Source organism: Afipia broomeae ATCC 49717, assembly GCF_000314675.2.
In the GTDB taxonomy this organism is placed as follows: domain Bacteria; phylum Pseudomonadota; class Alphaproteobacteria; order Rhizobiales; family Xanthobacteraceae; genus Afipia; species Afipia broomeae.
The window spans coordinates 611,883-628,625 of sequence record NZ_KB375283.1; the positions used below are offsets into that span (position 1 = coordinate 611,883).

At 62.6% G+C, this 16,743-nt stretch carries 16 protein-coding genes; 5 read left to right on the forward strand and 11 right to left on the reverse strand.

The window, feature by feature from the left end; all coding sequences use genetic code 11:
* Window positions 1–9: 9 nt before the first annotated feature.
* A complete protein-coding gene (locus HMPREF9695_RS15350) occupies window positions 10–750 on the reverse strand; it encodes an outer membrane protein (protein WP_006021784.1) in 741 nt (246 codons plus the stop codon).
* A gap of 178 nt (window positions 751–928) precedes the next feature.
* Window positions 929–2,182, reverse strand: a complete 1,254-nt coding sequence (locus HMPREF9695_RS15355) for a L,D-transpeptidase (RefSeq protein WP_006021785.1) — start codon at window positions 2,180–2,182, stop codon at window positions 929–931.
* A 344-nt stretch (window positions 2,183–2,526) separates the two neighbouring features.
* On the opposite strand from HMPREF9695_RS15355, the gene HMPREF9695_RS15360 reads away from it, so the two are divergent.
* Window positions 2,527–3,429, forward strand: coding sequence for a prolipoprotein diacylglyceryl transferase (locus HMPREF9695_RS15360; protein ID WP_006021786.1), 903 nt, complete (start codon window positions 2,527–2,529; stop codon window positions 3,427–3,429).
* 10 nt (window positions 3,430–3,439) lie between these two features.
* Here HMPREF9695_RS15360 and sseA read toward each other — a convergent pair whose 3' ends face one another.
* From sseA to HMPREF9695_RS15375, 3 genes are all read right to left on the reverse strand, one after another.
* On the reverse strand, window positions 3,440–4,294 hold the full coding sequence (gene sseA, locus HMPREF9695_RS15365) for a 3-mercaptopyruvate sulfurtransferase (RefSeq protein ID WP_006021787.1): 855 nt from the start codon (window positions 4,292–4,294) through the stop codon (window positions 3,440–3,442).
* A gap of 100 nt (window positions 4,295–4,394) precedes the next feature.
* Window positions 4,395–4,817, reverse strand: coding sequence for a rhodanese-like domain-containing protein (locus tag HMPREF9695_RS15370; protein ID WP_024920414.1), 423 nt, complete (start codon window positions 4,815–4,817; stop codon window positions 4,395–4,397).
* Window positions 4,818–5,127: 310 nt separating this feature from the next.
* Window positions 5,128–6,303 carry a vWA domain-containing protein gene (locus HMPREF9695_RS15375; RefSeq protein WP_006021789.1) on the reverse strand — a complete coding sequence of 392 codons (1,176 nt, stop codon included), beginning with the start codon at window positions 6,301–6,303 and terminating at the stop codon, window positions 5,128–5,130.
* 468 nt (window positions 6,304–6,771) lie between these two features.
* Between HMPREF9695_RS15375 and HMPREF9695_RS15380 the strand changes: the two genes are divergently transcribed.
* The 4 genes from HMPREF9695_RS15380 to HMPREF9695_RS25300 all read left to right on the forward strand — a co-directional run bounded on the left by HMPREF9695_RS15380 (window position 6,772) and on the right by HMPREF9695_RS25300 (window position 12,370).
* On the forward strand, window positions 6,772–7,017 hold the full coding sequence (locus tag HMPREF9695_RS15380; RefSeq protein ID WP_006021790.1) for a GlsB/YeaQ/YmgE family stress response membrane protein: 246 nt from the start codon (window positions 6,772–6,774) through the stop codon (window positions 7,015–7,017).
* Between the two features lie 124 nt (window positions 7,018–7,141).
* Window positions 7,142–7,984, forward strand: a complete 843-nt coding sequence (locus HMPREF9695_RS15385) for an AAA family ATPase (RefSeq protein ID WP_006021791.1) — start codon at window positions 7,142–7,144, stop codon at window positions 7,982–7,984.
* A gap of 315 nt (window positions 7,985–8,299) precedes the next feature.
* Complete coding sequence (locus HMPREF9695_RS15390) at window positions 8,300–9,715, forward strand: alpha/beta fold hydrolase (protein WP_006021792.1); 1,416 nt, start codon at window positions 8,300–8,302, stop codon at window positions 9,713–9,715.
* A gap of 615 nt (window positions 9,716–10,330) precedes the next feature.
* Window positions 10,331–12,370, forward strand: coding sequence for a hypothetical protein (locus tag HMPREF9695_RS25300; protein WP_006021794.1), 2,040 nt, complete (start codon window positions 10,331–10,333; stop codon window positions 12,368–12,370).
* 91 nt (window positions 12,371–12,461) lie between these two features.
* Here HMPREF9695_RS25300 and HMPREF9695_RS15410 read toward each other — a convergent pair whose 3' ends face one another.
* The 6 genes from HMPREF9695_RS15410 to HMPREF9695_RS15435 all read right to left on the reverse strand — a co-directional run bounded on the left by HMPREF9695_RS15410 (window position 12,462) and on the right by HMPREF9695_RS15435 (window position 16,591).
* Window positions 12,462–13,055 carry a GNAT family N-acetyltransferase gene (locus HMPREF9695_RS15410; protein WP_006021795.1) on the reverse strand — a complete coding sequence of 198 codons (594 nt, stop codon included), beginning with the start codon at window positions 13,053–13,055 and terminating at the stop codon, window positions 12,462–12,464.
* 170 nt (window positions 13,056–13,225) lie between these two features.
* The gene (locus tag HMPREF9695_RS15415) at window positions 13,226–14,158 is read right to left on the reverse strand and encodes an SMP-30/gluconolactonase/LRE family protein (RefSeq protein ID WP_006021796.1); all 933 of its coding nucleotides are present in this window, start codon (window positions 14,156–14,158) and stop codon (window positions 13,226–13,228) included.
* A gap of 86 nt (window positions 14,159–14,244) precedes the next feature.
* A complete protein-coding gene (locus HMPREF9695_RS15420; RefSeq protein ID WP_006021797.1) occupies window positions 14,245–14,427 on the reverse strand; it encodes a hypothetical protein in 183 nt (60 codons plus the stop codon).
* 208 nt (window positions 14,428–14,635) lie between these two features.
* Complete coding sequence (gene lhpI, locus HMPREF9695_RS15425) at window positions 14,636–15,598, reverse strand: bifunctional Delta(1)-pyrroline-2-carboxylate/Delta(1)-piperideine-2-carboxylate reductase (RefSeq protein WP_006021798.1); 963 nt, start codon at window positions 15,596–15,598, stop codon at window positions 14,636–14,638.
* Between the two features lie 107 nt (window positions 15,599–15,705).
* Window positions 15,706–16,074, reverse strand: a complete 369-nt coding sequence (locus HMPREF9695_RS15430) for a GIY-YIG nuclease family protein (RefSeq protein WP_006021799.1) — start codon at window positions 16,072–16,074, stop codon at window positions 15,706–15,708.
* 163 nt (window positions 16,075–16,237) lie between these two features.
* Window positions 16,238–16,591 carry a hypothetical protein gene (locus tag HMPREF9695_RS15435; RefSeq protein WP_006021800.1) on the reverse strand — a complete coding sequence of 118 codons (354 nt, stop codon included), beginning with the start codon at window positions 16,589–16,591 and terminating at the stop codon, window positions 16,238–16,240.
* Window positions 16,592–16,743 lie beyond the last annotated feature (152 nt).

Here is a 16,743-nt window from a genome sequence, read left to right on the forward strand (position 1 = left end):
GGGGGCCGGTCAAGCCGAAGTGATGCTGCTACTTCCAAGATTGACGTAGAGATACTCGGCTTTGAAAGAAACATTTCGCCAGGCTGCGTATTCAAAGCCGCCGCCAGCGGTGTACCCGGTCATCACTTTTGTCGTTGGTCCCGTGTAGCAAGCTCCTGAAGCAGGAGGACACGCGGCACCGAAGCCACCACCCGTTGCGGTATAGCCTATCGTGTTGCTGAGGGTGGAGTTTGCGTGGACCGAGCCGTAAGCCAGGCCACCCGTTCCGTAAACGAGGAGTTTGTCAGTCGCGAGCCATCCAGCGCGCGCGCGCAGCGTTCCGAACCATTCAACATTCTGCTCGGCGTTAACCTGCCCGGGCCGACCGATGAGCGCGTAGGGCGTGGCCGCCGATCCCTTGATGTCACTGCCCTGAAAATCCGCTTCCAGACCAATCAGCCAATTCGGCGAGACCTGCCAGTTGTAACCAGCCTGCGCGCCGCCAAGAACGCCTTTGACATCGTATGCAACCGACGCCGCCGGGTTTGGATTGGAAAAGTTGAATACGTTCGCGGATACAACGTCATTGGGCGCAAAGGTCGCAACCGGATCGTTAAAACCATAGCCGACGTTGAGGCCGGCGTAGAAGCCCGTCCAGCTTGAGACAGCCGCCAATGGCGCTTTTGTATAGGGGCGCGCCGCGATGTCAGCAGCGTGTGCGCCGGTTGCGCCAAGAGCGGCAACCGCAGCAGCGGCCAAAAGCTTTTTCATGAAATTCCTCAAAAACATACAATGAAATCTGGCTGCACCTTAAGGAGAGTCGAAGGTCGTTACTGTAGCGCGCGGGCAACAGCGTGGAACTCTGTCGATAGGCTTCTTTGACACTGCGAGCCCAAACAAAAATGCCCGCGACAGGCGCGGGCATTTTCATTCGAACTGAAATCCTGATTTACCGGATGGTGACCGGCGCAGGCATCGGCGGCACGACCGTCGGCCCCTGATTGGGCACGCCCATCGATGCGGTCGGACGCGGTGCAGGAGCACCGTTCGCCATCGGCGCGGGCGCAGGTCCGCCCTGATACGGCTGCGCGGATGCCGTCACCGGCTGCGACAGAGCCGGCGGCTTGCCGCCCGGCAGCACCACAACGCGGGTGCCGACCTTGGCGCGGTCGAACAGGTCGGTCACATCTTCATTGAGCATGCCGATGCAGCCGCTTGATACGAACTGGCCGATGGTCGAGGGCTGGTTGGTGCCGTGGATGCGGTACACGGTCGAGCCGAGATACATCGCGCGCGCGCCGAGCGGATTGCCGTCGCCGCCCGCCATGAAGCGCGGCAGATAAGGCTGGCGCTCGATCATTTCCGCCGGCGGATGCCAATCCGGCCATTCCGCCTTGCGGGTGATCTTCTGCACGCCGGTCCAGGTGAAGCCGTCGCGGCCGACGCGCACGCCGTAGCGGATCGCGCGGCCATTGCCGAGGATGTAATAGAGCTGCGTGTTCGGCGTATCGACGATGATCGTGCCCGCCGGCTCCTTGGTCGGATAATTGACTTCCTGCCGGCGCAGGCGCTCGGGCAATTCCTTGCGCGGGCCGGTTTCCGGCTGCTCTTCTGGCGGCAATGCCGACATCACGGAGCGGCCGTTGGCGCCTTGCGCCGTGCCGGGCGCCTGCAGATCGAGCGCACCCGTCGGCGCGCCATCCACTGTCCCAGGCGGACGCGGACGGTCGGTAAAATCGGCGCCCTGCGGCGGACCGCGGTCGCTGTAGATCGGCGCGGGGCCGCGATCTGAATAGGCAGGTGGTGCAGGACCGCGATCCGAATAGGCTGGCGGCGGCGAATAGGCCGTGGGCCGGCCATAACGCGGATCGTCCGGCGACATCACCGGGCCGCGCGGGTCGAGGCCCGGCTGCTGGTAGCTCTGCTGCTGCGGAGCGGACTGCTGGTAATTCGGCTGCTGCTGATAGCCCGGAGGCGACAGCGCGGTGCCGCGGTCGTCGCCGTCGAGGCGGTCGAAATCCGGCACGCCGCGATCGTCCCGCGCATCATAGGGCGCAGGCTGGATCGGCTGCGAATAGCCCGGAGGCGGCGGATAGGACTGCGCCAGTGCGACAGATGCACCCGAGAGGCCGGCCACTGCGGAAACCGCAAAAGCCGTCGTGAAAGACCTGGCAGAAAAACCCTTGGAAAGCCGATTGAACATCATGCCCCTTATATAGCGCGAACCCGCCACCGTATCGTTAACGGCAGTTCGCGCAGGATAGCGGCGCATTCAAGACATTCGTTGGAAAAAAGCGCCCGGAATGGCTGACTTTTTCGCGAGATTGCAGCCGTGCAACAGGTTCCCGACAATGTGACGCAGTCCCCAGCCCCGGCCGAACTTTTTTCGGGCAAATCCATGGCGTGCGGTATCCTTCTCAAGGGGCTTGATTCGTGGCCTTTTGCCCACCCATCAGCGTCCAGATTTGCGTTTACCAGCGTTCACATGCGTTCAGTTTTGGCTCGAAGACCTTCGCGCCTCCGCCGCCGAAGGCAGGACACCTCACCATGCTCCCCGGACTCCGACTCCTGTTCGCGACCACGGTGCTGGCGATCTCCATTTTGATCTTCGGCCTCGGCGCGGCCGCGCTGCTGCGCGCGGCGCATGAGGAATTCGCGAGCCTGCCGTCATGGCGGCTGGCGCAGCAGCCGATGCTGGCGCCGCAGTTCGAGATGAGCGGACCGACGCTGGCGATGCTGCGGGTCGAGGCGCTGAACGCGAAGCCGGCTCCGGAGAGAACAATCCGCCAGCAGGCCATTATCCGCGACATTCCGCGCAACCTGCCGGACGGAAAGCCGGCCGAGATCGCGAAACCGGATACCGGCGACGCGGCCAGGAGCGCCGAGCAAACTCCGGCCGAACCTACTCCGCCAGCAGAGACCGCCGCCGCCCTGAATGCACAGCCCAGCGCCGAGGCTCCTGCGGCGGAGACATCGGCTGCGGACGTCAAATCCACCGATATCCAGACGTCCGAAGCCGGCGCGCCCGAGACGAAGGTTCAGGACGAGAAGTCGCAGCAAGCGAAGCCGGTTGAAGCAAGGCCCGCCGACGTGAAGGCCTCCGAGTTCAGGATCTCCGAAGCGAAAGCTGTCGATGCGATGTCCGAAACTCGCCTGGCTGAACCGAAGCGCGTGGACACGAAATCACCCGAAGCGAAGCCAACCGAGGCCAAGCCCTCGGAAACCGAAGCCTCCGAACCGCGATCGACGGAGACGGTTGCGTCTCTGGAACGATCGACGGAAGCAACGGCCTCCGCGACGATCCCCCGTCCTGCGGCGAAGAAAGTCCGCCGCGTCAATCCGCTCGCCGTCGCACAGCGGCGTCAGGTCGCTCGCGCCCGCGCGGAGGAACGCGCACGGGCTGAACAATTGCGGCAGCAGCAAAAAGCATTTCCGCTGTTCGGCGGTTAAGACGGCCCGGCTATGCCGGCCCGGTCGCAACCGGCGGTCCGCCCTGCTCGCCCCACTCCGCCCATGAGCCGTCATAGAGCGCGGTGTCGGCAATCCCGAGCCGGTACAGCGCCAGCGTCAGCACGCCGGCCGACACGCCCGAGCCGCAGCTCGTGACGATCGGCCTGTCGAGATCGACGCCCGCGCCGGTGAACGCCGCGCGCAGTTCCCCGAGCGGCTTCATCGCGCCGGTGCCGGCATCGAACAGCCCCGCATAGGGCACGCTGCGCGCACCGGGAATATGTCCGCCGCGAAGACCCGGACGCGGCTCCGGCACGCTGCCCTCGAAGCGCGCGCTCGGCCGCGCGTCGATCACCTGCTCGGCCCTGGTTTCGAGATTTCCGATCAGTTGCTGCATGCTGCGCACGCGTTTTGTATCGAACGCCGCCTTGAACGCCGCGGGTTTTGGCTTCACCTCGCCGCCTTCGACCGCGCGGCCTTCCGCCAGCCACTTCTTCAACCCGCCATCGAGCACGCGAACATTCTGGTGGCCGAACGACAGGAACATCCACCACGCGCGCGGCGCGGCGACCCATCCGCCCGCGTCATAGACGACGACGGTATCGTCATTGGAAATGCCGAGCGCGCCGACATCGCGGCCGAACTGCTCGGCGCTGGGAAACATATGCGGCAGCGCGCTTGCGTGATCCGACACCGCGTCGACATCGAAGAACACCGCGCACGGAATGTGCTGCGCGAGATAGTCGTCCTTCGGCAGCGGCAGCACGCCGGGCAGCTTGAACGTCGCGTCGAGGATTTTCACGCGCGGATCGTTCAGGTGCGCGGCCAGCCATTCGGTGGAAACGAGAGGATCGGTGGTGGGCATGGGCATTCTTCCTCAATCGTCATTGCCGGGCTTGACCCGGCAATCCATCTTTCAAGATGGACACGCGGGTCAAGCCCGCGTGTGACGGTTCATGATTGAACTAAGTCTTCTTCTCGACCTTCTCGATCGGACCGCCGGCGGCCTTCCATGCGGTGAAGCCGCCGCCGAGATGCGCCACCGGAGAGAGGCCCATGTCCTGCGCGGTCTTGGCCGCCAGCGCCGAACGCCAGCCCGACGCGCACTGGAACACGAACTTCTTGTCTTCCTGAAACACGGGCTTGGCATAGGGACTTTCCGGATCGATCCAGAATTCCAGCATGCCGCGCGGGCAATGGAATGCGCCGGGGATGCGGCCCTCGCGTTCGATCTCGCGCGGATCGCGCAGATCGACGATCACGACTTCATCCTGTCCCACGCCGCCCTGCGGAAAACGTTCGACGGCTTCAGCCGCATTGATGGTCTCGATCTGGGCGTTGGCCTCGTCGAGCAGTTTCTTGTAGCCGCGGGTGATGGTGGAAGGCATTTGGGGGCAGCTCTTTCGTTTCTTGTCATGGCCGGACTCGTTCCAGCTATCCACGTCTTGCCCGCCACCTTAAAGGCGTGGATGCCCGGAACAAGCCCGGGCATGACGGAGAATACAACATCTCACAACGGGTCGTCCCCGCGAAGGCGGGGACCCATACTCACTGTCATAGCTTTAAGAGCCGAAGAGCTGGAACGCCGAGAGCACGATAACGATGGCTTAGGGTTATGGGTCCCCGCCTTCGCGGGGACGACAACATGAAAAATCACGCGATGCCCCTCTCCCCGCAAGCGCGGGGCGAGGGAGAAAACTACCGCGTCAATTCCTTCATCGCGCCCTCCAGGCCTTCCAGCGTCAGCGGGAACATGCGCTCGGAAAACAGCTTGCGGATGATGGTGGTGGATTCCGAATAATCCCAGTGCTTGCGCGCGACCGGATTGAGCCAGACCGTGTGCGGATAGGTGCGCGTCACACGCTCCAGCCACGCCGAGCCCGGCTCCTCGTTGACGTGCTCGACAGACCCGCCCGGCACCACGATCTCGTAGGGCGACATCGAGGCGTCGCCGACGAACACGACCTTATAGTCGTGCGGGTACTTGTGCAGGATGTCCCAGGTCGGGGTGCGGTCGGTGAAGCGGCGCTTGTTGCTCTTCCACACGCCTTCATAAAGGCAGTTGTGGAAGTAGAAGTACTCCATGTGCTTGAACTCGGCCTTCGCCGCCGAGAACAGTTCCTCGACCTGCGCGATGTGGCCGTCCATCGATCCGCCGATGTCGAAGAAGATCAGGACTTTCACGGCATTGCGCCGCTCGGGGCGCATGTGCACGTCGAGATAGCCGTGGTTGGCGGTTTCCTTGATGGTGGTGTCGAGATCGAGTTCGTCAGGCGCACCGGTGCGCGCGAACTTGCGCAGGCGGCGCAGCGCCACCTTGATGTTGCGGATGCCGAGTTCGACGTTGCCGTCGAGATCCTTGAACTCGCGCTTGTCCCAGACCTTCACCGCCGAGAAGTTGCGGTTCTTCTCCTGGCCGATGCGCACGCCTTCGGGATTGTAACCGTTCGCGCCGAACGGCGAGGTGCCGCCGGTGCCGATCCACTTGCTGCCGCCCTCGTGACGCTTCTTCTGTTCTTCGAGACGCTTCTTGAGAGTCTCCATGAGCTTGTCCCAGCCCATGGCCTCGATCTGTTTCTTCTCTTCCTCGGTGAGATATTTCTCGGCGGCCTTGCGCAGCCACTCCGCCGGAATCTCGGCCTTCTCCATGGCGTCGAGCAGGCTCTCCAGTCCCTTGAACACCGTACCGAACACGCGGTCGAACTTGTCGAGATTGCGCTCGTCCTTCACCAGCGAGGCGCGCGACAGATAATAGAAATTTTCCACGCTCTGATCCGCGAGATTGGCGTCGAGCGCCTCCATCAGCGTCAGATATTCACGCAGCGTAACCGGAACCTGCGCGTCGCGCAGCGATGTGAAGAATTGCAGGAACATGGGACCTAGATCGCCTCCGAAGCCGCTTCCGTCAAGGGCGGGCATCGTCCGCACTGACAGGCTAGAGCAATGAAACTACAGGGTTACGAGCCGCCCGTCTGCCTGCGCGGCTGAGGAAAACCGCCCTGCAAGGCAGGTTTGCGTTCAAAAACAGCACTGGCACCAGCCCGTGTGATAGTTCACAAAGTCCGTCAGAGTTGCTGCACGTTTCTGGCGGACTTTGTGAACTGAAATCACACGGGCAATTATGATTTGCCGGTGTCCCTTTCGATCCGAAGTTCGCTTGGAAAGTGCTGCAAAAACAAGGCGAACTTCGGATCGGGGACACTGGCGCCGTGTGCCATTTCATTTAAACTGTTGTTTGACGCCTCCCGGACTGCTCCGGCCGGAGACAGTTCGCGGCGTTGACCGGGGACGCGCGACACCCCGCAGCGGGAGTCGCAGCGTTTTAAACAAGGGGTTTGGTCCATGGGCATTATTGCTTGGATTATCGTCGGTGCGATCGCGGGCTGGCTGGCCGGCCTGATCGTCAAGGGCGCGGGCTTCGGACTTCTCGGCAACATCGTCGTCGGCATCGTCGGCGCGGTGGTCGCGGGCTGGCTGCTGCCGCAGCTCGGCATTCGGCTCGGCGTCGGCATGGTCGGCGAAATCATCAACGCAGCGATCGGCGGCATCGTCGTGCTGGTCATCCTCTCATTGATCCGCCGGGCCTGACGGATTAAACGGCTTCGGGAAGCGGCCGCCCACAAAGCGGTCGCTTCTTGTTTGAAACGAAACGGCGGCGACATTCTTTCCAACAGAACAAACGAACCAGACAAACTCACCAAGGCAACCTTCGATGAAATTTACCGGCACCAAGAATTACGTCGCCACCGATGATCTCAAGGTCGCGGTCAACGCCGCGATCGTGCTCGAACGTCCCCTGCTCGTGAAGGGCGAACCCGGCACCGGCAAGACCGTGCTGGCGGAAGAAGTCGCCAAGGCCCTCGATGCGCCGCTGCTGACCTGGCACATCAAGTCCACCACCAAGGCGCAGCAGGGCCTCTATGAGTACGACGCCGTCTCGCGCCTGCGCGACAGCCAGCTCGGCGATCCGCGCGTGTCGGACATTTCCAATTACATCAAGCGCGGCAAGCTGTGGGACGCGTTCACCAGCGAGAAGCGCCCGGTGCTCTTGATCGACGAAATCGACAAGGCCGACATCGAATTCCCGAACGACCTGCTGCTCGAACTCGACCGCATGGAATTCCATGTCTACGAGACCGGCGAGACAATCAAGGCGAAGCAGCGCCCGATCATCATGATCACCTCGAACAACGAGAAGGAACTGCCGGACGCGTTCCTGCGCCGCTGCTTCTTCCACTACATCAAGTTCCCCGACATCGACACCATGAGCGAGATCGTCGAGGTCCACTTCCCGGACATCAAGAAGCGTCTGGTGCAGGAAGCGATGAAGATCTTCTTCGAGGTGCGCGAAGTGCCGGGCCTCAAGAAGAAGCCTTCGACCTCGGAACTGCTCGACTGGCTCAAGCTGCTGCTCAACGAAGAGATGACCGTGGAGCAGCTCCGCGAACGTGATCCGCGCAAGCTGATCCCGCCGCTGCACGGCGCGCTGCTCAAGAACGAGCAGGACGTGCACCTGTTCGAGCGTCTCGCGTTCCTGAGCCGCCGGGAAGTGTGAGTGCGGTCTCTGTTTGCTGAATGGCGTGCGTTCTCGAACGACGCACCATTCCTCAACTGGTCGTCCCCGCGAAAGCGGGGACCCAGACACCCCAGCCCATCGTTCTGGCTTGGCGCTGAAACAGCGGCGCAGGCATCTCGCTTTAACGTGAATTCGGCGATTATGGGTCCCCGCTTTCGCGGGGACGACGCGGAATGCTGAGCGCGCCCGCGCGGGAACAAGGCCCTTGCCACCGGGTCAGAATGAAGCGCGACGCCATGCTGGCCACTGCCGCCCCGCCCGCATAGACTGGCCGCCTCGGATGCGAGGTGCCGCGTGACCAAGAAGCACGTCGATCGCCGCCTGACAGCCATTCTCGCCGCGGACGTCGCCGGCTACAGCCGGTTGATGGGCGCCGACGAGGAAGGCACCCACGCACAGTTGAAGGCGCACCGCCACGACCTGATCGACCGGCGGATCAGGAAACATCGCGGCCGCATCATCAACACCGCCGGCGACGGATTGCTTGCGGAGTTCGCCAGTGCAGTTGAAGCCGTGCGCTGCGCGGTCGAAATCCAGCGCGCGATGATTACACGGAACGCGAAGGTGCCCGAGGAGAGCCGGCTCGAATTCCGCATCGGCATCAACATCGGCGATGTGATCGAGGACGGCGGCGAAATCTTCGGCGACGGCGTCAATGTCGCGGCGCGGCTGGAGAGTATCGCGCCGAGGGGCGGCATCTGTATTTCCCGGCAGGTGCTCGATCAGATCGAAGGCAAGCTCAAGCTTCAGTTCCGCGAAATGGGCCGTCAGAACCTGAAGAACATCGCACGGCCGATCGAGGTCTTTGCGATCGACCTCCATGACGGCGCATCCAAGGCGGCGCGCATTCTGACCGGCGCGAATCTTCAACAGGAGATCCGCTACTGCAAGGCGGCGGACGGCGTACGGCTGGCTTTCGCGAAGGTCGGCAACGGCCCGCCATTGCTGCGCACGGCACACTGGCTGGGGCATCTCGAATACGACTGGGAACTGCCGATCTTCCGCGGTCTCCTGCTCGAACTGGCCTCGAGCTTTTCGCTGGTCCGCTTCGACGCGCGGGGCAACGGGCTGTCGGATTGGGACGTCGGCAACATCTCGCTGGATCACTGGGTGAGCGACATGGAGAGTGTTGCTGACGCGGCGGGACTGGACCGGTTTCCGATTCTTGGGTTGTCTCAAGGATGCGCGGTGGCGATCGCATTCGCGATCCGGCATCCGGAACGGGTTTCGCATCTGATCCTCTATGGAGGCTTTGCCGCCGGCGTCTACAAGAGCCCGAACGTGACGCCCGCCGCACGCGAGCAGTTCGACGCGATGAAAACGCTGATGAAGCTGGGCTGGGGCGCGAATGAGCCAACCTTCCGGCAACTCTTTACCGCGTCGATGATCCCCGCTGCGACGAAGGAACAGATGGACGCCTTCAACGAAGCCCAGCGTGTCAGCGCGTCGGCTGAATGCGCCGTCAGATATCTGGAAACGGTGATCAACTTCGACGTCCGCGATCTGCTGCCGCAAATCAAGGTGCCCACCCTTGTCATGCATGTCCGCGATGACCGAAGGGTGCCGATTGCGGCAGGCCGGGAGCTTGCAGCAGGTATCCCGGGCGCACGCCTCGTCACGCTGCCGGGCAAAAATCACATCCCGCTCGAACAGGATCCGGGCTTGCCGATCTTTCTCGACGAGATCCGCCGATTCCTCGGCGTCACCTGAATTTATCGGTTCGCTTGCGCCGGCGCCGCGGGCGCGTCACGCTTCCGCGCGGCGGGCACATCACATCCTGCGGCGGGCCTTGGCTCGGCGCAGGATGACCATCTGGGATCGCACACCGTAGCCGATGCCAAAACCGGCCACGAACACCAGAACAAGAACGAGTACAGCCTCGGACATGGTTGCCTCATGGCGGAGGCCGCCGATCGCAGTATACCGGCCGACGGCCCCGTCTTGTCGTTAACGGACATGGGCAATTGTCCGCAATCAGACGTTAGTCCGGCGGTTTGCGCGCGCAACGAAACCTGCGTTTAAACCTTAATGCTTGCTGCGCGGGTTAATTCTGGAACAGCCCTATGATGGCTGCTTACGTTGCGCGGCATGTTTCCGTAAAGGCACAGTGTTGTCGAAAACCGGTGTTCAACAATGGAACCAAACAGTTGCGCTTGGTTTCCTCATACCCCTCTTGCTAAGGTCGTCCGATTGATTTTTTAAGTCTTTCAAGAGTCGCCGAAAAGGCGGCCGGAAGTGCGGGGTCTGGTGTCTGGTTTGAGCTTTTATCGGCAGCGCACAGTGCGCGCCGCATGTGTTGCCGCTTCTGCAGTCCTCAGCACAACGATGTCGTCTGGTCGCGCGCTTGCGGCGTGCGACACCACAACGCCCTGCGTGACCGGGCCGATCAATCTCGGCGTATTGCCAGGCGGCACGGCCTCCAGAGCAAACTTCATTAGCAGCGACGGATCGGTGGTAGCCGGTACCATCGTCTATCCAGGCCAAACAAACTCCTTCGTTTGGTCCAATGGTGTGATGACCGACATCGGAACGGTCGGGATTGTCGGACTTGGCGCAAACGGAACGATCGTTGCCGGCAACGTCAACACCACCGCCGTCACATGGACGAGCGCTGGAGGAATTGTCGCTCTGCCCTACTATTCCGGGGGCAACTTCTCGATCGCAAACGCGATCAGCGCGGATGGCACGACGGTCGTTGGCTACAGCAATGATGCAGGTGGAGCGAATACCTACGCGGTCCGCTGGGTCAACGGTGTCGTCTCCAATCTCGGTTCATTGGGCGGCATTGCGACCTCGATCGCTTACGATGTGAGCGCAAACGGAAGTGTCATTGTTGGAACATCGTACGCACCGAACGAAGTCAATGTGCACGGGTTTCGGTGGCTCAACGGCGTGATGACCGACATCGGTTCGCTTGGAATTGGCGACACCTACGCGCAGAAGGTCAGCGCGGACGGTTCAACCGTCATCGGCCAGAGCACCGGCATCGGTTTCCGATGGAACAGCGGCACGATGATCCCGCTGCTGCTCCCCGGCGGCTCCGGCTCGGAAGTTGCCGCCGTGACTCCCGATGGCTCGACCGTCATTGGTTCGTCAGATGACGGAAACGGAAATAGTCACGCCTTCCGCTGGAAAAACGGTGTGGTGACGGACCTCACGCCAATAGAAACCAGTCCTTACGTCTATGCGACAGCCGTCAGCAACAATGGCGAAGTTGTCGTCGGGTGGACCGGCATAAACTTCAGTCTTGTAAACACCCGCGCCTGGCGCTGGACCGCCGCGACCGGCAACGTATCTCTCAACACTTTGCTTGCGAATGCCGGAGTCGACATGACGGGCATCGACTTGCGGAGGGCGAACGCGATTAGTGGCGACGGCCAGTTCATCGCGGGCACCGGTCTGTTCAATAGTGCGACTCGCGCCTTCCTCGTGCGCTACGACGATGGCGCCGGCGCGATCGTGGCGGGTCTGACGAGTCCGGACGCGCAACAACAATCGGTCACGTCGCTCTCCAACCAGCGCAGCGGCATAGCGGCCCAGCAGCATGGATTGGCCGCGCCACTACTCGGTGGCGACAGGCCGACATCGGCTGGCGGCGAAGCCGGCGTATTTGCGTCAGGCGGCTCGGCATCGGCGGGCGGAACCGTGCGTTACACATCAGCAAATGGTTTTTCGATCATTGGCGGCGCGGCATGGGCGCGTGAGGATTACGCCAACACTGAACTCAAGAACTCCTGGATCGGGGCTGGCGCTCTTCAGTACGTCTATGATGGATTCGGATCTGCCGTCCGCCCGCTCGTCGAAGTCGGCGGCTGGATCACGCCCAACGCGTCGCTTGCTTTCAGTCGCACCTACGCGAACGGCGCCGGAACCGCGGTTGGCGTCGGCAATACGAGAGGCGATCTTTCTTACATGTATGGCCGCGCGGGCGGAGTGTTCGGAACCGGCGCGACGCAGATCATCCTGTCCGGCGAGTACGGTCGTCAGGAACTCAAGACCGCAGCCTATGCCGAACAACTCGCGGGAAATCCGTTCAATGCCGTCGTGTCCGGCGGCACTGATGCGATGGACGTGGTGAAGATGCGTCTTCAAGGCGCGCGCGATTTCGGAAAGTACGACGCAACGGTTTGGGGGGCATGGGCCGGTGGCTTCAATCGGTCCGCCACCTACGTCACAAGCGTTCCAGGCATCGGCACGCTCTCGCCCGGCGCGTTAAACAACATCGCATGGGCCGAATATGGCGTCCGTATCGGCTACAAAATTTCCGAAACGGTAACCGCCGACCTGGTCGCGAACGGAATTTCCGGGGATGCCAATCTCGGGACCAGAATTCACGGCGGCGCAGGCCTGAGAGTTCGGTTTTAAGCGCAAGGCTTCACGTCATGGCTCAAAGCTGTCGCCATCGACACCGAATAACTGGCCTGTCACACGAACACCGGAAAAACCAGGGCCGCCGTTATCGCGCGCGCTCGCTCATCTGATAGGTCAGGTGCGCTTTCACCGTCGGCCATTCCGCCGCGGTGATGCTGTACACGACGGTGTCGCGCAGGGTGCCGTTCGGCGCGATCTGGTGACTGCGCAGCACGCCGTCGAGCTTCGCGCCGAGCCGCTCGATGCCGCGCCGCGACTGGTGATTGAAGAAATGCGTGCGGAATTCCACCGCGATGCAGTTCAGCTTCTCGAAGGCATGGGTGAGCAGCAGCAGCTTGCACTGATTATTCAACGCCGTGCGCTGCACCCGCTGTGCATACCATGTCGAGCCGATCTCGACCCGCCGGTTGGCGGCATCGACATTCATGTAGGTCGTCATGCCGGCGACCTTGCCATCGGCATCCTTCACAGTGAACGGCAGCATCGATCCCGCCGCCTGCAAACCGAGACGACGCTCGATCTCGGACGGCATCGCCTCCGGCGACGGGATGGAGGTGTACCAGAGCTTCCACAACTCGCCGTCGCGCACGGCGTCCGTGAGGCCGGCGACGTGATCCCGCGACAGCGGCTCGAGCCGCGCGTGAGGGCCGCTGAGAGTGACGGGAGAAAGCCAGGTCATTTTATACCCCGCGGAGATTCAAGTTGATGCAACGTCATGGCAATTGTCTGCTCCCTCTCCCCGCGCGCGGGGAGAGGGTCGGGGTGAGGGGCACTGCGTGTTGGGAAAAAGCCCCTCACCCGACCGCGTTGCGGTCGACCTCTCCCCGTAAGAACGGGGAGAGGTTAAGTTCACTTATTCAGAAAATTCAGCGGCAGGCCGCCGCGCGGCCAGTCCATCGCGATCAGCTCGCCCTTGCCGGACAGCGTGATGTACGCGGTCTTCAGCTCCGGGCCGCCGAACGCGATGTTGGTCGTGACGTTATCGCCGGTCGGCACCTGCTCGACCAGCTTGCCGTCGGGCGCGATCACCGAGATGCAGCCCGAGATCAGCGTCGCGACACAGACGTTGCCGGACGCTTCGACACCGAGCGAGTCGTACATCTGATAGCCGCCGAGACCGGAAATCGGCCTGCCCATTTCTCCGCGATAGATCGGCTCAACCGGCGCGATCTGTCCCGGCGCACCGATGGCGAACGCCCATAGCCGCGCCGTCGGCGTCTCGGCGACATAGACGGTCTTCTCGTCCGGCGAGAGGCCGATGCCGTTGGCGGGCAGCATGTGCGGCACAGCCTCGACGAGTTCTGTGCCGCCCTTCTTCATGTAGTAGACGGCGCCGACGTCGAGATCGTGCGCGCGGCGCTTGCCGAGATCGGTGAACCAGAGCCCGCCCTCCCTGTCGAACACGAGGTCGTTCGGCCCCTTGAGTTGCCGTTCGCCGCAATGGGTGAACAGCGTCTCGACCTTGCCGTTTGAGAGATCGACACGCTGCAACGAGCCGCCGATATACTCCGACGGACGCGGCGCGCCCGGCATGATGTTGCCGCCCGGACCCGGCGCCCAGGAGAAGCCGCCGTTATTGCAGATGTACATCTTGCCGTCAGGACCCAGCGCCGCGCCGTTCGGCCCGCCGGGAATTTTCGCAATGATCTCCTTGCGTCCGTCGGGATAAACCCGCGTCAGGGTCTGGCGGCGGATTTCCACCAGCACCACCGAGCCATCGGGCATCACCACCGGCCCTTCTGGAAATTCGAGACCGGTTGCGATGACGCGGACGTTGGACATGAAGACCTCCCGGACAGTGTTTTTGATTTTGACGCGCGAAAACCTATCGCGCGGATTCAGCGATGACCAGTGCGGGAACGGCAGATCTATCGTGTGAAAAGCCACCAGAGCGGCGCCATCAGAAGAATCAGCGCCAGCGCCATGAGTCCAAGCCGCCCGAGTTTATGAAGCGGCGGCGAGCTGGAAAAATCGCGGGTTGGCTTACCGTCCAGCCATCGCCTGAACCGTCCCAGAAGCGGGCCGTAATCACCACCGAACCAGTCCAGCATGCGGGCCTCACCATTCGACGACGCAAAATCTATCGGCTCGTGTCCGTTGTGACCAGCGCGAGGATGCGGGGCCGGCTTATCAAACCCCGTCGTCATTCCGGGGCGCGAGCGCTTGCGAGCGAACCCGGAATCCAGCAGTCGCTCAATAAAAGCTGGATTCCGGATCAACGCGCAAAAGCGCGTTGTCCGGAATGACGTGCCAGACGTATCAGCCCTTCGCCGAAAAATCCCTCCACACCAGTCCAGCGGCCGCAATGTCCGACAGCGCGTTGCCGACCGCCTTGAACACGGTGATCTCGCTGTCGCTCGTTCGCCCCTTGCGTTCGCCCTTGCACAATTCGGCGAGCGAACCGCGAATGTCGCTGGGCGCGATGACGCCGTCGCGGATCGGGTCGAGCAGCTCGCCGCTTTCCTTCAGCGCATCGTAAGTATCGAGCCAGATGCGCCCGCGCCGGAACACCTCGTCGTCGGCCTCGCGCATGAACGGCGTGAAGCTGCCGACCAGATCGAGATGCACGCCGGGCTTCAGCCATTCACCCTTGATGATCGGCTTGTGCGCAAGCGTCGCGCAGCTCACGATATCCGCCTCGCCCACCGCGCGTTCCAGATCGGTCGCGACATGGGCGTCGATGCCTCTGGCGCGGAGATCGAACACCAGCCGCGCTGCGCCCGCCTCGTTGATATTCCACACCGCGACGGTCTCGATCGGCCGCACCGCGCGAAACGCATCCGCTGTGAGGCTCGCGATCCGGCCCGAGCCGCAGACCAGCAGCCTGCGCGCGTCCTTGCGGGCGAGAAAGTCCGCGCCGAGCGCGCCGATGCCCGCGGTGCGCCGCGAGGTGATCTCGTTGCCGTCGATCAGCGCGATATGCTGCCCGGTCTCGCCGTCGCAGAGCAGATAACTCGAAAACAGCCCCGGCAGCGCGCGCCTGCCGTTCTCCGGAAAGATCGTGACGATCTTGATGCCGATAAAGGCGCGCTGCCATGCCGGCATGATGAGAATGGTCGCGGTCGAGCCGTCCGGCTGCCGCATGAAATGGTGGTGCCGCAGCGGCACGTCCGCACCGACAGTGAAGGCTTCGCGTAATGCGGCAATCAGCCGGTCGAACGGCAGACTGGCGCGGGTGCGCGCGGCGTCGATCACGATCGGGGATGGGGTCGCCGGGGTCATTTACAGTTTCCGAGAATCTCGCGGACGCGCTCCCTCTCCCCGCCTGCGGGGAGAGGGTTGGGGTGAGGGGCATATTGCAAATAATCACGATTTCGCGAAAGCGCCCCTCACCCGGATTGCTTCGCAATCCGACCTCTCCCCGTAAGAACGGGGCGAGGTGAAGACGCGCTCTGCCCCGCCCGCACCGCGTCCATCAGCTTTTTCCGGAAGGCCCGGTCGCGCTTGAGATGCCATTCGCGGCTCATGGCTTCGTTGCGCGTCTGGAACGGTTCGGTGTGCAGCAACGTCCAGGCCCGCCCGCGTGTCGAACGCGCCCCGGTGCCGTTGTTATGCTTCGCAAGCCGCTGCGTCACGTCATTGGTCCAGCCGACGTAGGAGATATAACGGCCCTTGTGAAGGCAGCCGAGCACATAGACGAAGGCGACGGGTTTTTTCCGCGTGGGACGCTTCGATTTTGATGAAGAAGCAGAACTCATGGCATGAACCCACCACACGTCGTCCCCGCGAAGGCGGGGACCCATACTCCCTGACGTCGAGTTTGCACTGGATGGTTGAAAAGTTTCTCCCGAACGTTCCGCCCGGTGGTTATGGGTCCCCGCCTTCGCGGGGACGACATTGAATATCTAGCGGCGGCCCGTGTCACTTCGCGGCGGGCGCCTTTGGCGCTTCCTTCGGCGCGTCCTTGGCTGCGCCGTTCGCCGGCTTGCCCAGCGCCTGCACCTGACCTTGCAACTGAGCCACAGTGTTCTGCAGCCCGATCACGGTCGCCTTCAGCGCATCGATCTGCCGGTTGGCGGCGTCGATCTTCTGCTGGCTCTCCAATGAAGCCTTGGTCAGCGACGCCTTGAGGAAATTCACATTGCTCTGGAGACAGCCGGTGCGGCGCTCCATGGTTTTCTCGGCGGTGCATATCTCGATGCCCGGCACGTCCTGCGCCATCGCTCCGTGCGGCATCAGCGTCAGCAACGCAGCGGCAATCAGCAATCTCGTCATGTCCGACCTCATCATTGGCTCAAGGCATCGTGCATGTTTCCGCACGTTCTGCGCAAACTGTCTCATAACGTGACGGGGTAACCAGCCGGGATGTTGCGCGATCTTAAGGTTTGGAACGCGGGTGGAACGAAACGCGCCCGAATCAGCGATTC

Bases quoted from the DNA above. Each gene is read 5' to 3' on its own strand.
- HMPREF9695_RS15350 (WP_006021784.1), bottom strand. From the start codon at position 750: ATGAAAAAGCTTTTGGCCGCTGCTGCGGTTGCCGCTCTTGGCGCAACC.
- HMPREF9695_RS15355 (WP_006021785.1), bottom strand. From the start codon at position 2,182: ATGTTCAATCGGCTTTCCAAGGGTTTTTCTGCCAGGTCTTTCACGACG.
- HMPREF9695_RS15360 (WP_006021786.1), top strand. From the start codon at position 2,527: ATGCTCCCCGGACTCCGACTCCTGTTCGCGACCACGGTGCTGGCGATC.
- sseA (WP_006021787.1), bottom strand. From the start codon at position 4,294: ATGCCCACCACCGATCCTCTCGTTTCCACCGAATGGCTGGCCGCGCAC.
- HMPREF9695_RS15370 (WP_024920414.1), bottom strand. From the start codon at position 4,817: ATGCCTTCCACCATCACCCGCGGCTACAAGAAACTGCTCGACGAGGCC.
- HMPREF9695_RS15375 (WP_006021789.1), bottom strand. From the start codon at position 6,303: ATGTTCCTGCAATTCTTCACATCGCTGCGCGACGCGCAGGTTCCGGTT.
- HMPREF9695_RS15380 (WP_006021790.1), top strand. From the start codon at position 6,772: ATGGGCATTATTGCTTGGATTATCGTCGGTGCGATCGCGGGCTGGCTG.
- HMPREF9695_RS15385 (WP_006021791.1), top strand. From the start codon at position 7,142: ATGAAATTTACCGGCACCAAGAATTACGTCGCCACCGATGATCTCAAG.
- HMPREF9695_RS25300 (WP_006021794.1), top strand. From the start codon at position 10,331: ATGTCGTCTGGTCGCGCGCTTGCGGCGTGCGACACCACAACGCCCTGC.
- HMPREF9695_RS15410 (WP_006021795.1), bottom strand. From the start codon at position 13,055: ATGACCTGGCTTTCTCCCGTCACTCTCAGCGGCCCTCACGCGCGGCTC.
- HMPREF9695_RS15415 (WP_006021796.1), bottom strand. From the start codon at position 14,158: ATGTCCAACGTCCGCGTCATCGCAACCGGTCTCGAATTTCCAGAAGGG.
- HMPREF9695_RS15420 (WP_006021797.1), bottom strand. From the start codon at position 14,427: ATGCTGGACTGGTTCGGTGGTGATTACGGCCCGCTTCTGGGACGGTTC.
- lhpI (WP_006021798.1), bottom strand. From the start codon at position 15,598: ATGACCCCGGCGACCCCATCCCCGATCGTGATCGACGCCGCGCGCACC.
- HMPREF9695_RS15430 (WP_006021799.1), bottom strand. From the start codon at position 16,074: ATGAGTTCTGCTTCTTCATCAAAATCGAAGCGTCCCACGCGGAAAAAA.
- HMPREF9695_RS15435 (WP_006021800.1), bottom strand. From the start codon at position 16,591: ATGACGAGATTGCTGATTGCCGCTGCGTTGCTGACGCTGATGCCGCAC.